Below are 14,585 nucleotides of genomic sequence, written 5' to 3'. Positions count from 1 at the left end.
ATCCGATCGATCCCCCGTCCCCAGCGCTTTTCCGAGCGAGGCGCTCAGAAGTAGTCGCCCGCCGTGAAATGGCGGATGCCGTCGAGCCGCGGCGCACGCCGCAGCGCACGGATCATCCCGGTGCGGTCGTCCTGCCGCACGGCCTCGGGGGCAAAGGCGCGAAGTGCGCGATCCTCCTCGGGCAGGGCGGGAACGGCGAGCTCGCACGATGTCACCCCGGCGGAGTGCCAGTCGACGGCGATGGCGGAGAGCAGCTCATCGCGCACCTCGTCGCCGTCCATTCCCGGGAGCACAGCGCTCTCCAGGAGCGTGCCGATCCCGCCGCGACGCTCGGCGACCGCGTAGCCGAGCACCGTCGACCCCTCGGTCCGGCAGTACAGCGTCGCACCCCGCATCCGCACCTCCGCCATCGCCCTGTCGCGGTCACCACGCACCGGGGCGAGCACGACCCTGCCCGCACGTGAGCACTCGTAGACCTCGCACAGCGGGCGGAAGCTCCCGAGTCCGACGGTCGCGCGCTCGACTCGCGCATCGGTCCCGGCCGACACCGGTGCCGTCCAGGAGCCGGCCAGAGTGCGCGCCATGGAGAAGGTGTCGAAGCCGCTGGACCGATACACCTCCGGGGTGCCGGTGAACAGCAATGCCCAGTCGGCGTCGCCGCCCGTCTGCAGGGTCGCCGCCACGAGTCGACGGGCGAGGCCCTGTCCTCGCGCCCGCTCGGCCACCGCGACGCTGCCGATCGCGTGCACCTCGGCGACGCCATCGGACTCGCGCAGCTGCTTGGGCAGACCGTATATCGAACCGCACAGGCCGTCATCGTCCTCGGCGACGAGTGTGTGCGCGAGCCGCTCCTGATCGATGAGCCACTGGTCGGGGGCGAGCGGCGGCGTGAACGCCTGCGCCCACAGCGCGGTGAGCGTGGTCTGATCCTCGGCCCGAGCCGCACGGATGATCGGTGCACTCATGCGTCGCTCCGGGCGATCTCGGCCGCGCGGACCGTGTTCGCCACGACCACCCGCGACTCGCCCCAGGGAGCCACGGTCGCCCCGCGCGGTGCCGCATCGAGCAACGCGTGGATCAGGTCACGGAACCCCAGCGTCTCGTTCGGCCCCTCACCCTGATCGCCCACCGCGTCCTGATCGCCGTCCACGTCGAGCGAGACCGAACGGATACCGGCGGCCGTCACCACCTCCGCTCCGTACGCATCCGCGCCCGGCGTCCCCGTGACGAGCACCTGCACCGGCACTTCGCGCTCCGCGCCGGGAACCCGCAGCAGACCCTCGATGCCCGCAGCATCCTCCGACGCGCTCGTCGATCCGGGGCGCGTGCGCGTCCAGCCGGACCCCGAGACGAGAGCCGCCCCGGGCAGCAGCACATCGACCATCTCCCAGGCGTGCACCCCGACCGTCACGGCCGTACCGCCACCGCGCCGCGGGTCGTCCTGCCACGCCCGGTCCGGCAGTTGGAAGGCGGCATTGTCGTGCTGTGCGTGCACGCGGAGCGCGAGCACATCCTCGCCCCCGATCTGCCCGGCCAGCGCGACGAGCGCCGGAGCGAAGCGCAGGACGGAGCTCGTGCCGACGGGGGCCGACGATGCCGTCAGCACGCGGTCGATCTCGGCGAATCGAGCCCCGGTGGGGGCGATCACCTTGTTCACGAACACCGGAGCGTCTCGGCTGCCGAGCAGGTGCAGAAAGCCCCGGACATCGTGCGGGCGCGGTGTCGCGATGACCAGGTCGGGACGCAGCGCCGTCAGCAGATCGACCGAGGCCACCGCCGCGCCACCGAAACGCAGGGCGAACTCCTCGGCCGCCCCCGCATCCGCATCGTGCACCCCGACGACTTCGGCACCGAGCGCGCGAACGTTCGCCGCGTCGCTGTAGGGGTGCGAGTGCGCGAGTCCGGCGAAGGCCACACGCAGCGGCGTGCCGGTCATGCCATCGACGACAGCTGGTCGCGGGAGACGGCGTGCGCGAGGGGACGCCCCGCGGCGAAGGCCTCGACCTCGTCGGCGACGATCCGCCCCTGACGCCGTCGCCCCTGGGTCGTCCCGGCGGCGCGGTGCGGGGTGACCAGCACTCCGGGAAGCGCGCGGAACGGACTGTCCGCGGCGAGCGGCTCCTCGTCGAACACGTCGATCGCGGCGCTCAGCCGTCCCCGCTGCAGCTCGTCGATCAGCGCCGCCTCATCGACGATCCAGGAGCGCGCGGTGTTCACGAGCCCCGCGCCGTGGGGCATCAGCGCGAGCTCCCGCCGACCGATCAGGTGGTGGGTCTCGGGCAGGGTGGGGGCATGCACCGCGACGATCCGGGCACGCTGGAGTGCCTCGTCGAGCGGGACGAGTGCGGCTCCGAGAGCGGTGGCCGCCTCCGCATCGATGGTCGGGTCGACCAGCAGCGGCTCGGCGCCGAGCACCCGGATCAGTTCGAGGTAGGCCCGCCCGGTGCGGGACGCCCCGATCACCGCGATGGGGGTGCCGAGGATCTCGCGCTGCACGCCCACGGCATCCGCGTCGTACCAGCCGTCGCCGGCGCGCAGGGCGTTGTGCATCTCGGGCACCCGGTGCAGCAGGGCGAGCGTGAACGTGAGCGACACCTCGGCGACCGGCCGCGCCATGCCCGCACCCGCCTGGGTCACGACGACACCGCGGTCGAACAGCTCATCGGTCGCGAAGGGCTTGATCGTCGCACCGGTGTGCGCGATCAGTTCGAGCTTCGGCAGCGCCGCGAGCACGGCCGCGTCGAAGGGGCCGACGCCCCAGCTCGTGATGACGATGCGTGCGGCGCCGAGCTCTGCCTCTGCGAGTCGATCGACCCGTGCGAACCCGCCGCCCAGACCCGCGGCGACCGCACGCAGGCGTTCGGCATCCGCGTCGGAGAAGAACTCCGTGAAGAGCGCCTCCGAGACGACCGCGACCACGGTCGGCGCACTCATGCCCACGCTCATCTCGACACTCACCTCAACACTCACCTCAACCAGGTCTCGAGGTTCTCGGCGATGAAGGCGTCGTCGTTCAGATCGGGATACGCGAGACGCACCCGCGCGATCTCCTCCGCCTGCCCCGGCGAGAGACCCTCGGCGGGGTCGAGGCACCAGGTGCCATCGAGCAGCCCCTGCTGGCGGAGCATCTCGTGCACGCCGGCGATGACGCCGTGGAAGTCGTTGCCCGGATCGAACACCGCCTGGTTCACGTCGACCATGTCGGAGGCGATGAGGCCCAGCTCGCGGTAGGCGTCCTCGTCTCCCCCCATCGCCCGCTGCGCGCGTTCGAGCAGCGAGACGGCGGCACGCGTGCCCACGGCCCACTGGCCGAGCAGCCCACCGACGAACCGCAGGGTGCGCGGACCGGTCGGCGAATCCACGTGGAACTCGGAGAGCAGGTCGGCCACGATCGCGTCGTCGTTGCCGGTGTAGAGAGCGATCTCGTCGGCACGGCCGGAGGCGGCGACCCCGCGCACCAGCTCCAGCGTGCGGTAGCGGTCGAAGGGAGCGGCCTTGACGGCGACGACGGCCGGGATCGAGGCGAACTCGCGCCAGAAGTCGCGATCGAGCACAGGTCCGCCGATCGCCGTCTGCAGGTAGAAGCCGACCACCGGCAGCACCTCGCCCACCGCGCGGGCGCGTTCGAGCAGAGCCCGCTCGTCGGCACCGGCGACGCGAGGGCTCACGAGCACGGCGTCGTAGCCCAGGTCACGGGCGAGCTCGGCTTCGGCGACCGCCTGGGCCGTGCCACCGGCGACACCGGCGATGCGCACCACGTCGGCATCCGCGCGGGCATCCAGCTCCTCCGCGGCGAGCGCGAGGACCGGTTCGAACAGGGCGTGCTCCGGATCGCGGATCTCGAACTGGGTCGTGTGCACCCCGACCGCGATGCCTCCGGCTCCGGCGTCGAGGTAGTAGCGGGTGAGCGCGCGCTGACGGCGTTCATCGATGCGTCGCTCGGCAGTGAGGGCGAGCGGATGCGCCGGGATCACGGCGCCACGGGCGAGGGTCGCCGCGGCCTCCGGGCGCAGAGGGGGAACGGTCATCAGAACTTCCCGTCCCGCACGGCCCACTTGGTCGGCTTGGCGATCATCGGCAGCTCCTTCTCGATCCAGTCGGCCTGCAGGCCGATCAGGGTCTCGGCGGAGACCGCCGGGTAACCGAACAGCGCCATGCACCGGCGGGCGTCGCTGAGCAGCGCGGTGGGCTGCGGCTCGTCGACGATCTCGACCTCGCGGTCGAACAGGGTGCCGAAGCGACGGGCGATCGATTCCACGCTCAGCAGCTCCGGGCCGGTGAGGTTGATCGTGAAGGGGTCGGTCGAGGCGTGCACGAGGCTGCGGAGCACGACCTCGTTCGCGTAACCCTGCCAGATCACGTTGACGTTGGCGGTGGCGACCGACACGGGCTGTCCCGCATGCACGGCGCTGCCGATATCGGCGAGCACGCCGTAACGCAGGTCGACCGCGTAGTTCAGGCGGATGATGGCGACCCTGGTGCCGCGCTCCTGCGCCCCGAACTCGAAGACGCGCTCACGTCCCAGGCACGACTGCGCATACTCGCCGATGGGTGCGGGCTGCACCTCTTCAGACGCTCCACCCGAAGCCGCAGGAAGGAATGGGTAGACGTTGCCGGTCGAGAGCACCGAGATCGCGCTGTCGCGGTAGCGGCGGGCGACGCGGTCGGGCAGCGCGGCGTTGACTTCCCACGCCCACGACGCGTTGGTCGCGGCGCCGAACTTCGCACCGACCATGAACACCACGTTCGGGGCATCCGGGAGGGATGCGAAGTCGTCGTTCTCGATCAGGTCGAACGGGACGACCTTCACCCCGGCGCTCTCCAGGCGCTCACGGATCGCGGCGTCTCCGAAGCGGGAGACGGCGTAGACCGTGTCGCCCTGGCGTCCGGCGGCATCCATCCCGCGGCGCGCGAGCATCGCCAGGGTCGGACCCATCTTGCCGCCGGCGCCGAGGATCACGAGGTCGCCCGCACCGCGTGCGAGATCGGCGATCAGCGCGGCGCTCGGTGTCGCGAGCGCCTCCTCGAGTTCCGCCTCGGAAGTGAACTGGTGCTGAGTCATGTGGTGCTTTCCCTTCTTCTCAGCCCTTGATGCCCGTACCGGCCACGCCCTCCTGCACGTACCGCTGAGCGATGAGGTACGCGAGGAAGATGGGCAGCAGTGCCACGACGGATCCGGCGAGCATGGTACTCAGCGGCACGTTCTGCTGCTGCAGCGACGAGATGCCGACGGTGAGTGTGAACATCGCGTTGGACTTCGCGATGATGAGCGGCCACAGGAAGTCGTTCCAGTGCCACAGGAAGACGAAGATGCCGAGCGTCGCCAGGATCGGCTTGCACAGCGGCAGCACGATCCGCAGGAAGATGCGGAACTCCCCGGCGCCGTCGATGCGTGCGGCCTCGAACAACTCGTCCGGCAGCCCCTGGATGAACTGCCGCATCAGGAACACGGCCTGTGCGTTCGCGAGCGACGGCAGGATCAGGCCCCAGTACGTGTCGACGCCACCGAGGTTCGCCATCAGGATGAACGTCGGGATGAGGGTGACATGGAACGGCACCATCACCATCGCGAGGAACGACCAGAACATCACCTCCTTGCCGCGGAAGCGCTTCTTGGCGAACGCGTAGCCGGCGAGCGCCGAGAGGAACAGCACCGCGACGACCGAGACGAGCGAGTAGATGAGGGTGTTGCCGAGCCAGCCGAGGATGTTCTGCCCGGCGAGCACCTGCTCGTAGGCGTCGAACGAGATGTCCTGGAAAGGCAGCAGGGAACCCGGGAGCTCGACGACCATGCCGGGCTTCAGGCTCAGCACGACCATCGCGTAGAAGGGGAAGAAGCTGAGGATGCCGGCCAGGCTCAGCCAGATCCATCGCCCCACGATCCCCCAGCCGGTGGGCTGCAGCGCGCGGTAGGCGCGGCGCTGCTTCGTCGACGTCTTCGGCGGCGTCGCCGGGGTCTGGGTCGGCGGCTGCAACAGAGCGGTCATTTCTGCTTTCCGATCACCAGGCGCTGGATGAGCGCGACGACGAGGGTCATGACGAACAGGGCCACACCGATCGCGGCCGCGTAGCCGTAGTCGAAGTAGCGGAAGCCCTGGTCGTAGAGCATGTAGACGAGCGAGTAGCTGGCGTTCGCCGGCCCGCCCTGGGTCATCACGTAGATGACGTCGAACACCTGGAACGCGGCGGTCGTCTCGATCACCGCCAGGAAGAAGAACGTCGGCCGCAGCACCGGGAGGATCACGTAGCGGAAGCGCTGCCAGGCGTTGGCGCCGTCCATCAGCGCCGCCTCTTCGAGCTCGCGCGGCACGTCCTGCAGCGCGGCGATGAGGATCATCATCCCGTAGCCGAATCGCGACCAGACGCCGACGACGACGATCGCGGGGATCACCAGGACGGTGCTGCCGAGCCAGGATCCGCCGAGACCGAGGGGCGCCATCAGCGCCGACCAGGGTCCGTTCGCGGAGAAGATCCAGACGAAGATCGACCCGGCCAGCACGAGCGAGGTGATGACGGGGAGGAAGAAGATCGAGCGGAAGAAGCGTGCGCCGCGGAAGGCCCGACGCACGCCGAGGGCCATCACGGTCGAGAGCACCAGCGCGATCGGCACGGCGCACACCGTGTAGATGAGCGTGGTGCCCATCGCCCGCCAGAACAGCGGGTCGGCGATCATGCGCTGGAAGTGGTCGAGACCCCGCCACGAGATCTCACCGGTGATGTCGTAGTCGAAGAAGCTCAGCGCGACTCCGGCGATGCTCGGGCCGAAGCGGAAGGCGATGAACAGGAGGAAGGCGGGGAGCACGAACAGGAACGCGATCCGCGCCTCTCGTCGTGCGAGCACCCGCGTGACTCGCCCTGCGGGCTTCTTCGCCGTGGTTGCCGTCGTCATCAGTGGTACCTCACGTGGGGGGAGTGAAGGGGTGCGGGGGCGTGCAGAGTTCGGGCTCCGCACGCCCCCGAGGTGTTACTTCTTGACCAGCGGCGCCGCGGCGGTCGCGGCATCCTTCAACGCGTCCTCCGGCGACTTGTCGCCGAGGAGCGCTGCCTGGATCTCCGGGGCGAGCACGCCCATCAGCGCACGGGACGAGGCGTTGAGCTCGCCGACCGTGGTGTCGGGAACATACTTCTCGACCTCGCCGAGCAGCGGGTCGTCCGCGTACAGCGGCTCGGTGGTGCTGAGTGCGGAGAAGTAGCCGGCGGCCTTGAGGTACGGCTCGACGACGTCGGCGCCGGTGGCGTACTCGACGAACTTCGCCGCCGCGTCCTGCGCCTTGGAGCCCTTGAGCACCGAGAGCGATCCGACCGTGCCGTAGGCCACGGACTCCTTCTCGGTCAGCGGCGCCATGACCTTGACGTTCTCCTCGCCCCAGAAGGGCACGACCTCGTTGACCGCGTTGTTCCACGTGCACGCGACCTTGCCCTGGGCGACGGCGGTCTGCTCGAGCGGGACGTTGGTGGTGAGCGCCTCGGGGTCGAGAGCACCCGCCTCGGCCAGGTCGGTGAGGAAGGTGAGCGCCTGCACGCCTTCCTTGCTGTCGAAGCCGACGTCGCCGTCCTTCGTGTAGACCTCGCCACCGGCCTGCCACAGCAGCGGGTAGTAGGTGAGGTTGAGGGTGTTCTCCGCGGATGCCGGGTAGTTCAGGGCGTACATGCCCTTCTCGGTGAACCGGGGGGCCATCGCGGTGACGTCGTCCCAGGTCTCGGGGTACTCGGTGACGCCCGCGGCCTCGAACGCGGCGGCGTTGCAGATGAGCGGCTGCGCGCTGGTGAGGATCGGGGCTCCGAGGATGTCGCCGTCGAGCGTGACCGACTTCTTCACGTTGGGCAGCAGGTCGTCCTGACGCTCCGTGCTCAGCAGGTCGTTGAGCGGGGCGATCGACTTCTGGTACGCCGCGAGCTGATCGGGGATCAGGTAGACCACGTCGGGCCCCTTGCCGGCCGCGATCGCGGTCTGGAGAGCCTCGTCGCGGTTCGCCCACGGGAAGATCTCGTACTTCACGTTGATGTTCTCGTTCTGCTTCTCGAAGTCGGCGATCGTCGAGTCCCAGAAGTCCTTGTGCACCGCCTCGTCGGCGATGACCGGGTAGAGCCAGACGGTGATGTCCTGCTCTCCCTCTGCGGTGTTGCCTCCGCCGGCCGAACATCCGGCCAACAGGGTGGCGGCCGCGATTCCCGCGACGACGCCGGTGATCTTGCTGACGCGCATGGTGCTCCTTTGCTTATACCGTGCTGAGTACGGTTCATTATGACACTGCAATGGGATAATTCGTCAAGTACAAGTTCTCAGAGCCATGTTTCCGCCGTGTTTCCCGTTCGAGAACATCAAAGCTTGATCTGAGAATTGGGTGTGCTAATTTGATCGCACCCGACGACGGAGATGAGGAAAGGACCGCACATGGCCGTGAACAGCCCGCTCTCGATCGTCGCGCGATCCGCTCTGCAGCTGCGCGACTCGGGGCCCGCGACCGTGAACGATCTGTCCCGCTCGCTCGAGATCTCGCGCACGTCGGTCGAGAACGCGGTGACCGTGCTGGCCGACTCGGGCCTGATCGTCGACGCCCCCGCCCAGAACGGCGGCGGTGCCGGTCGCCCCGCCCGTCGCTATTCGTTCCACGGTGCCGCCGGGACCGTCGTGGGCGTCGACATCGGTGTCGCGAGCGTTCGCGTCGTGCTCGCCGATCTGTCAGGGGTCGTGATCGCGCAGCGCAGCTACTCCGGTGTGGCCGAGCAGCTCGACGGCGCAGCCAAGCTCGCGGCCGTGATCGACGACGTGCGCCGCACCCTCTCGGTCGTGTCGATCCCCGCATCGAAGGTACGAGCGGTCGGGGTCTCGCTCCCCGGCATCGTCGACGATGCGGGACGCGTGACCACCTCGGTCGTGATCCCGGAATGGTCGGGCATCGACATCGGCTCGCAGCTGCGGCACGCGTTCGGCTGCCCCGTCGCGGTCGACAACGGGGTGCGGCTCGCGGCCGTCGCCGAGCACCATCTCGGGGTCGCGCAACTCGTCGACGACGTGATCTACCTGTCCGTCGGCAACCGGATCGCGATGGGACTGATCCTCGGCGGACGACCGCGCCGCGGCATCCACAACGCCGCGGGCGACATCGGCCGCCTCGCCTTCCGCGGGCTGAACACCGAGACGGGCCAGATCACGTGGCGCACCGCCCCGACCGCCGCCGAGGTGTTCGCTCTGGTCCGCGGGGGCGATCACGCCGCGCAGCAGGAGCTCGACGCCTTCATCGACGAGCTCGCGCACGGCATCGCCACCCTGACCATGACGGTCGACCCCGCCATGATCGTGATCGGCGGCGGGCTCTCCGCCGCGCACGAGCAGCTGCTCGATCCGCTCCGGGCGGCCCTGCCCGGCCACCTGGGCCTGCCCTTCCAGGTGCCGATCGCCGAAGCACGGCTGGGCGCCGAAGCCGCCGCGCACGGAGCCGTCGTGCATGCGTTCCAACGGCACGCCGCCGAGATCTACGGCATCGAGGACATGCCGGCGCCGCCCATCACCCCGCGGCCGCTCGAACCGGTGGGGGCGGAAGGCCCCGTCATCGACACAACCGAGGAGAAGCAGTGAGCACGTTGAAGGTCGGACTCATCGGCGCGGGCGGCATCTCCCGCGTGCATGCCGACGCCTGGCGGGCGCTCGGGGCGGAGGGGTACGTCACCTCTCTCGTCGGAGCGGAGGAGATCGCCGAGGAGTACGGATTCGAGCTCGTACCCGACGTCGACACACTCATCGGGCTGGTCGACATCGTCGACATCGTGACCCCCAGCAGCACCCACGCCGACTTCGCGCAGCGCGCCATCGCCCGAGGACTCGACGTGATCTGCGAGAAGCCGCTCGCGGCGACGGCCGAAGCCGCGGCGACCGTGGCCCGATCCGCCGAAGAGGCCGGGGTACGGCTCTTCCCGGCCCACGTCGTGCGGTACATGGGCGAATACGCCCAGATCAAGGCCGGCATCGACGCCGGTCGCATCGGCACGCTCGCCGTGCAGCGGTTCAGCCGTGCCGGCTCCGCCCCGCAGACGCCGTGGTTCTTCTCCGAACGCGCGGGCGGGGGCGTCATCCGCGACCTGATGATCCACGACATCGACCAGGCCGTCTGGTTCGCCGGTCCCGTCGCGAGCGTCTACGCAGTGCAGAACCCGCCGACGATCGACGACCGCGTTCCCGCCCCCGTCACGTCGCACGTGGTGCTCACGCACCGCAGCGGCGTCATCAGCCACATCCACGGCAGCTGGGTCGCTCCGGGCATGCCGTTCCGCACGAGCGTCGAGGTGTCGGGCTCCGAGGGGCGCCTCCGCTACGACAGCGCCGAGGACCATGCGCTGCGCACCGACGCCGTGCTCCCCGCGGGCGACGCCGACTACCTGCCGCCGATGTCTCCGCAGGAGAGTCCGTACTACGCCGAGATCGCCGACTTCGTCGCCGCGCTGCGCGAGGGGCGGGAGGCGAGGGTCAGCCCTGCGGACGGCATCGAGGCGGTCGCCGTCGCCGAGGCCGCATACGCGTCGATCGCTTCCGGCGCCCCCGTGGCGCTGTCCGAACACCGCGCTCCTGAACATTTCGCGCCCGATGCCGAGGAGGCCGCCCGATGACCGCTTCCGCCCCGCTGCGCATCGCCGTGCTCTCGTTCGCGCACACGCATGCCCTCAGTTATGTGCACGCGCTGCAGACGATGCCGGGAGTGGAGCTGATCGCGGCCGACCCCGACGGCGCTTCGGCTCCCGACGACGCCCCTCGCGGCGCAGACCTCGCGTCCGAGCTGGGCGTCGCCTACGTCGAGACCTACGACGAAGCCTTCGCCTGGAAACCGGATGCGGTCGTGATCGCCGCCGAGAACTCCCGGCATCGTGCCCTCGTCGAGCGCGCGGCCGCGGCCGGGGTGCACGTACTCTGCGAGAAGCCGCTGGCCACGACGGTCGCCGACGCGATCGCGATGCGCGAGGCGTGCGACCGCGCCGGCGTGATCCTGATGGTCGCCTACCCGGTGCGGTTCGCGCCGAGCGTGCGCGAGGCGATCGCCGAGCTGCGCAGCGGCCGTCTCGGCACGATCCTCGGTGTCACCGGCATCAACAACGGCAAGCTGCCGCAGGATCGTGCCTGGTTCACCGATCCGGAGCTGGCCGGAGGCGGCGCACTGGTCGACCACGTCGTGCACTGCGCCGACCTGCTCGACGAGCTGCTGGGTGAGCGCGCCCAGTCGGTCCGCGCCGTGTCCAACAGCATCCTGCACGCGCAGAGCGAACTCGACGTCGAGACCGGCGGACTCGTGACCATCCGGTACCCGAGCGGGGTCATCGCCACGATCGACTGCTCCTGGAGCTGGCCGATGAGCTCGGCCACCTGGGGTGGACTCACCCTGCAGGTCGTCGCCGAGCGCGGCACGGTCACGGTCAGTCCCTTCGCCAAGGGGGTCGCCGGGCACGATGCGCACGGCGAGACCTGGAGCCCGGTCGGCGCCGACCTCGACGCGCTGCTGCTCGACGAGTTCGTGCGCGCCGTGAGCGAGGGGCGCCAACCGCAGCCCGACGCCGGCGTGGGCATCCGCACGGTCGAGATCGCCACGGCCGCGCAGGCCTCCGCCGCCCGCGGCGGCGCGGTCATCGCCCTCTGACGCGCCTCGCGACGGACGATAACCACAGCCGCGGACACAGCCGTCACGAGCTCACCCGAACCGAGCGGTGAGCTCGTGAACCTGGTCACGGTTGATCGTGCAGGTCCCGGCGTGCGACAGCACTCCGTCTGGCGTCGTCTACTCCTTGCAGAAGTAGGCGACGTCGGAGGCGAACGCGGTCCCGCGCTCCGCAAGCTCCTGGGATGTCTTCGTCGCATCCGCCCCGGCCGGCAGCGCCCTGATATCCACCGCGTACCCGTCCATGGCTGTCGCGTAGTCGGGAGTCAGACCGGAGTCCGCATCCTCTTGTCCGCTGATGAACCTCTCGCGGATCTTGTCGACCAGCGAAGCCGCAGCTGCGGGGTCGGACTTGACGAGTTCGGAAGCCCTCTCGAGATCAGGCACCACGTCGGCGGCGACCTTCTTGAGAGCCGTGCACATGGCGAGCTCCGCAGTGCTGAAGGTGCTCGCCGACGTGCTCGTCGGTGCCCCCGTGGGCGACCCTGCGGGTGCACCCGAGGGACTGGTGCACGCGGCAAGCAGACCCGCAGCCAGAACCAGTCCACCGAGAGCTGCTGCTGTCTTCGTCTTCATGAGATGACCTCCGGTCCTCGACGTTCGCATCATCCGGATGGACACTCACTGAGCGTGATGCGTAACGTGTTACGCGATCATCCCTGAACCGGACTATGCATCTGCCGAGGCCGCGAGCGAACGGCCGGTCGGAGCGCTCCCGACCGGCCTTCCTCGACGCTCCCGCCTCGGTCCGCGTCAGCTCACGTGTCCGTTCAGATCAGCTCACGTCGTGGCGAGCCCCGCGGCGCCCGCGGAGGACGAGCCCTGCACCGACGGCGATGACCAGCACGGCGCCCACGATGCCGCCGATCGCGACTCCGCCTCCCGTGGTCGCAAGGCCGGCAGCGGGGGGCGGGACCCAGTCGTGCGTGGTCGTGCAGGCGGTGCTGCACCCCGGGCTGGTGACCGTGTTGACGAGGTCACCGTCACCGCGCGTTCCCACGGTCACCGAATACGTGATCGTGACCACGTCGCCCGCTGCCAGGTCGCCTCTCCACGAGAGCGTCCCCGCGGCCGCGTCGAAGGATGCGGCACCGGCAGAAGCGGAGACATCACCGTTGTAGGCGGCATCGTCCAGCACCTCGGCGAGATCATCCTCGAGCACCGCTCCGGGAACGGCCGCCAGGCCGCGTTGGGTCACCGTGAGCGTGTAGGCGATGACGGAACCCGCCGCCACCGAGCTGCCAGACCGGGGGTCCGACCCCTTGGTCACGGTGTAGCCGCCGACCGGTGTCTCCGTGGTGTCCGGAGGGGTGATGACAGGGGGCTTACCCGGGGGCGTGCCTGTCCCCGTCGCCGTGTTGACCACCGCGCCCGCGGCGAGATCGGCCGGCGTGATCGTATAGGGCCGGTCCGCCGTGCACACCACCGACTCCGCCGGGGCGAGCGCGTCCGGATCGCAGGTGATGCCGATACCTGCAGCAGCGAGCCTGTCGTCGTCGATCGTGAGTCCCGCGAGCGGAGTCTCGCCGGTGTTGGTGAGTTCGAACTCCCACGTGATCCGGTCGCCCACATCGTCGTAGCCGTTTCCATTGGCGTCGATGACTCCGGTGACCCTCTTGTCGAGGCTCATCCCGGGCACGAGCGGCTCGTTGAACACGGTGCAGACCACGGCGACGCCGGCGATCTGCGGAATCGTGACGCTCCCCGACGGACCGGTGCCGGAGCCGATCGTGGCCCCCGCGGGTCCCTGCGCATCGACGCACTCCCAGCGGGATCCGTAGTCCGCGAGATTCGTCGTTCCCGCGGCGGTCTCGCCGAAGTCGTAGGTGGCGTTCGGCTGCACGATCACCGATCCGGCGGTCTCGGCCGGAGACTGCGTCTGCAGCCCGGGCTCCGCACCCTCGGTGACCCCGATGCTGCCTGGTCCCGGCACGATGCCGCCGCCGGTGATCGAGAGGGCGAACTGATCGGTGGGCTGCACCCGCCCCGCCACGTTCTTCTGCACCGTCAGGGTCGGCGGCGCACCACAGGTCGCGAAGTCCGTCATGTTCGAGGCGACGGCCCCCGAGACCGGCACGTTCCCGACCAATGCCCCGGTGGTGGCGTTCACCCGGAGGATCGGTCCCGCGCCTCCACCGATGTACACCTCGCCGGTCCCACCGAAGGCGATGGCGGCATAGGTCACACCGGCGACGGGCTCGATCCTCGTGAGCAGCGACGAGGTGAGTGCGGAGTTCGACCCCGTCGAGGGGATCGAACCGTCGACGCGGATCAGCGCACCACCGGTCGGTGTACTGCCCACGATGTACATCTGACCGAGGGTGTCGAACGCGAAGTCGCTGTTGGTGAGCGCGATGCCGTCGGGCAGACGGATCGTCGAGGCGACGCCTCGATTCGTGTTCGTCACGGGGTCGTAGACGGCGATCTGGTACTCGGTGCCGCCGGCGCCGATGCCCCCGTAGTAGTAGAGCCCGCTCGTCGGGCTCACCGCCCCGCCGACGGCCGAGTAGCCCGTGAGCACCTGGGCCGGTGTGGAGTCGAAGGAGTCGGTCGCGAGCGTGTAGTCGTACACGGTCCCCGCCTTGGTGAACAGGAAGTTCCCCCCTCCCGGCGCGATGCCCAGCTGATTGACGACGTTGTCACCGGGAAGGTCGACCAGCGCAGTCGCCGCCCCCGTCGTCGCATCGATCTGCCAGAGATCGCCGTCACCCGCACCCTGGTTGGTGACGTAGACCGTCGGCCCCGTGCACTGCAGGACCGGCGCCGCCTGAGCGGCGGGTGCGGTGGCGATGGAGGCCCCGACGAGCCCGGCCGACACCATCAGCACGGCGGCGATCCCACCCCGCAGACCGCGGGCTCGAGGACGACTGAGGGCAGCGGACATGGAGTCTCCTTCGTGCGGCGCATCGTCCGCACACACCGGGCGCACGAAGAGGCTGCGCC

The 14,585-nt window shown here is 69.8% G+C and carries 13 protein-coding genes; 3 read left to right on the top strand and 10 right to left on the bottom strand.

From position 1 onward, the window contains the following. Nucleotides 1-44 precede the first annotated feature (44 nt). The 8 genes from ABDC25_RS01145 to ABDC25_RS01110 all read right to left on the bottom strand — a co-directional run bounded on the left by ABDC25_RS01145 (nucleotide 45) and on the right by ABDC25_RS01110 (nucleotide 8,206). A complete protein-coding gene (locus ABDC25_RS01145; protein WP_347124385.1) occupies nucleotides 45-965 on the bottom strand; it encodes a GNAT family N-acetyltransferase in 921 nt (306 codons plus the stop codon). Then, the gene (locus ABDC25_RS01140; protein ID WP_347124383.1) at nucleotides 962-1,936 is read right to left on the bottom strand and encodes a hypothetical protein; all 975 of its coding nucleotides are present in this window, start codon (nucleotides 1,934-1,936) and stop codon (nucleotides 962-964) included. The genes ABDC25_RS01145 and ABDC25_RS01140 overlap by 4 nt, the downstream gene beginning before the upstream one ends. Then, entirely contained in the window at nucleotides 1,933-2,934 is a 1,002-nt protein-coding gene (locus ABDC25_RS01135; protein ID WP_347124381.1) for a hydroxyacid dehydrogenase, read from the bottom strand. Before ABDC25_RS01135 ends, ABDC25_RS01140 begins: the two co-directional genes overlap by 4 nt. Before the next feature lie 32 nt (nucleotides 2,935-2,966). Continuing rightward, the gene (locus ABDC25_RS01130; protein ID WP_347124380.1) at nucleotides 2,967-4,028 is read right to left on the bottom strand and encodes a dihydrodipicolinate synthase family protein; all 1,062 of its coding nucleotides are present in this window, start codon (nucleotides 4,026-4,028) and stop codon (nucleotides 2,967-2,969) included. After that, nucleotides 4,028-5,062, bottom strand: coding sequence for an NAD(P)-dependent oxidoreductase (locus tag ABDC25_RS01125; RefSeq protein ID WP_021200220.1), 1,035 nt, complete (start codon nucleotides 5,060-5,062; stop codon nucleotides 4,028-4,030). Before ABDC25_RS01125 ends, ABDC25_RS01130 begins: the two co-directional genes overlap by 1 nt. Nucleotides 5,063-5,081: 19 nt before the next feature. Continuing rightward, nucleotides 5,082-5,987 (bottom strand): ABC transporter permease subunit, encoded by a 906-nt coding sequence (locus ABDC25_RS01120; protein ID WP_021200219.1) that lies wholly within the window; start codon nucleotides 5,985-5,987, stop codon nucleotides 5,082-5,084. After that, the gene (locus tag ABDC25_RS01115; RefSeq protein ID WP_021200218.1) at nucleotides 5,984-6,889 is read right to left on the bottom strand and encodes a sugar ABC transporter permease; all 906 of its coding nucleotides are present in this window, start codon (nucleotides 6,887-6,889) and stop codon (nucleotides 5,984-5,986) included. The genes ABDC25_RS01120 and ABDC25_RS01115 overlap by 4 nt, the downstream gene beginning before the upstream one ends. 75 nt (nucleotides 6,890-6,964) lie before the next feature. Further along, nucleotides 6,965-8,206, bottom strand: coding sequence for a sugar ABC transporter substrate-binding protein (locus ABDC25_RS01110; protein WP_021200217.1), 1,242 nt, complete (start codon nucleotides 8,204-8,206; stop codon nucleotides 6,965-6,967). A gap of 189 nt (nucleotides 8,207-8,395) precedes the next feature. On the opposite strand from ABDC25_RS01110, the gene ABDC25_RS01105 reads away from it, so the two are divergent. Genes ABDC25_RS01105 through ABDC25_RS01095 form a run of 3 tightly spaced genes read left to right on the top strand, consistent with a single transcriptional unit; the run spans nucleotide 8,396 to nucleotide 11,624 of the window. Then, entirely contained in the window at nucleotides 8,396-9,580 is a 1,185-nt protein-coding gene (locus tag ABDC25_RS01105; protein ID WP_347124376.1) for an ROK family transcriptional regulator, read from the top strand. Continuing rightward, complete coding sequence (locus tag ABDC25_RS01100; RefSeq protein ID WP_029258868.1) at nucleotides 9,577-10,605, top strand: Gfo/Idh/MocA family oxidoreductase; 1,029 nt, start codon at nucleotides 9,577-9,579, stop codon at nucleotides 10,603-10,605. The genes ABDC25_RS01105 and ABDC25_RS01100 overlap by 4 nt, the downstream gene beginning before the upstream one ends. Then, nucleotides 10,602-11,624, top strand: a complete 1,023-nt coding sequence (locus ABDC25_RS01095; RefSeq protein ID WP_292768266.1) for a Gfo/Idh/MocA family oxidoreductase — start codon at nucleotides 10,602-10,604, stop codon at nucleotides 11,622-11,624. Before ABDC25_RS01100 ends, ABDC25_RS01095 begins: the two co-directional genes overlap by 4 nt. Before the next feature lie 138 nt (nucleotides 11,625-11,762). On the opposite strand, the gene ABDC25_RS01090 is transcribed toward ABDC25_RS01095, so the two are convergent. Together ABDC25_RS01090 and ABDC25_RS01085 are read right to left on the bottom strand one after the other, a co-directional pair. Beyond that, nucleotides 11,763-12,218, bottom strand: a complete 456-nt coding sequence (locus tag ABDC25_RS01090) for a hypothetical protein (RefSeq protein WP_347124375.1) — start codon at nucleotides 12,216-12,218, stop codon at nucleotides 11,763-11,765. A 199-nt stretch (nucleotides 12,219-12,417) separates the two neighbouring features. Further along, entirely contained in the window at nucleotides 12,418-14,526 is a 2,109-nt protein-coding gene (locus tag ABDC25_RS01085) for a hypothetical protein (RefSeq protein WP_347124374.1), read from the bottom strand. Nucleotides 14,527-14,585: the final 59 nt, after the last annotated feature.

The sequence above is a fragment of the Microbacterium sp. SY138 genome, assembly GCF_039729145.1.
Taxonomy (GTDB): Bacteria; Actinomycetota; Actinomycetes; order Actinomycetales; family Microbacteriaceae; genus Microbacterium; species Microbacterium maritypicum_A.
Note: the sequence above shows the minus strand (reverse complement) of the source record. Positions and strands in the feature narration are given on the sequence as shown.

Excerpts from the sequence above, each read along its gene's own strand:
- ABDC25_RS01145 (WP_347124385.1), bottom strand. The coding sequence starts at position 965 with ATGAGTGCACCGATCATCCGTGCGGCTCGGGCCGAGGATCAGACCACG.
- ABDC25_RS01140 (WP_347124383.1), bottom strand. The coding sequence starts at position 1,936 with ATGACCGGCACGCCGCTGCGTGTGGCCTTCGCCGGACTCGCGCACTCG.
- ABDC25_RS01135 (WP_347124381.1), bottom strand. The coding sequence starts at position 2,934 with ATGAGTGCGCCGACCGTGGTCGCGGTCGTCTCGGAGGCGCTCTTCACG.
- ABDC25_RS01130 (WP_347124380.1), bottom strand. The coding sequence starts at position 4,028 with ATGACCGTTCCCCCTCTGCGCCCGGAGGCCGCGGCGACCCTCGCCCGT.
- ABDC25_RS01125 (WP_021200220.1), bottom strand. The coding sequence starts at position 5,062 with ATGACTCAGCACCAGTTCACTTCCGAGGCGGAACTCGAGGAGGCGCTC.
- ABDC25_RS01120 (WP_021200219.1), bottom strand. The coding sequence starts at position 5,987 with ATGACCGCTCTGTTGCAGCCGCCGACCCAGACCCCGGCGACGCCGCCG.
- ABDC25_RS01115 (WP_021200218.1), bottom strand. The coding sequence starts at position 6,889 with ATGACGACGGCAACCACGGCGAAGAAGCCCGCAGGGCGAGTCACGCGG.
- ABDC25_RS01110 (WP_021200217.1), bottom strand. The coding sequence starts at position 8,206 with ATGCGCGTCAGCAAGATCACCGGCGTCGTCGCGGGAATCGCGGCCGCC.
- ABDC25_RS01105 (WP_347124376.1), top strand. The coding sequence starts at position 8,396 with ATGGCCGTGAACAGCCCGCTCTCGATCGTCGCGCGATCCGCTCTGCAG.
- ABDC25_RS01095 (WP_292768266.1), top strand. The coding sequence starts at position 10,602 with ATGACCGCTTCCGCCCCGCTGCGCATCGCCGTGCTCTCGTTCGCGCAC.
- ABDC25_RS01090 (WP_347124375.1), bottom strand. The coding sequence starts at position 12,218 with ATGAAGACGAAGACAGCAGCAGCTCTCGGTGGACTGGTTCTGGCTGCG.
- ABDC25_RS01085 (WP_347124374.1), bottom strand. The coding sequence starts at position 14,526 with ATGTCCGCTGCCCTCAGTCGTCCTCGAGCCCGCGGTCTGCGGGGTGGG.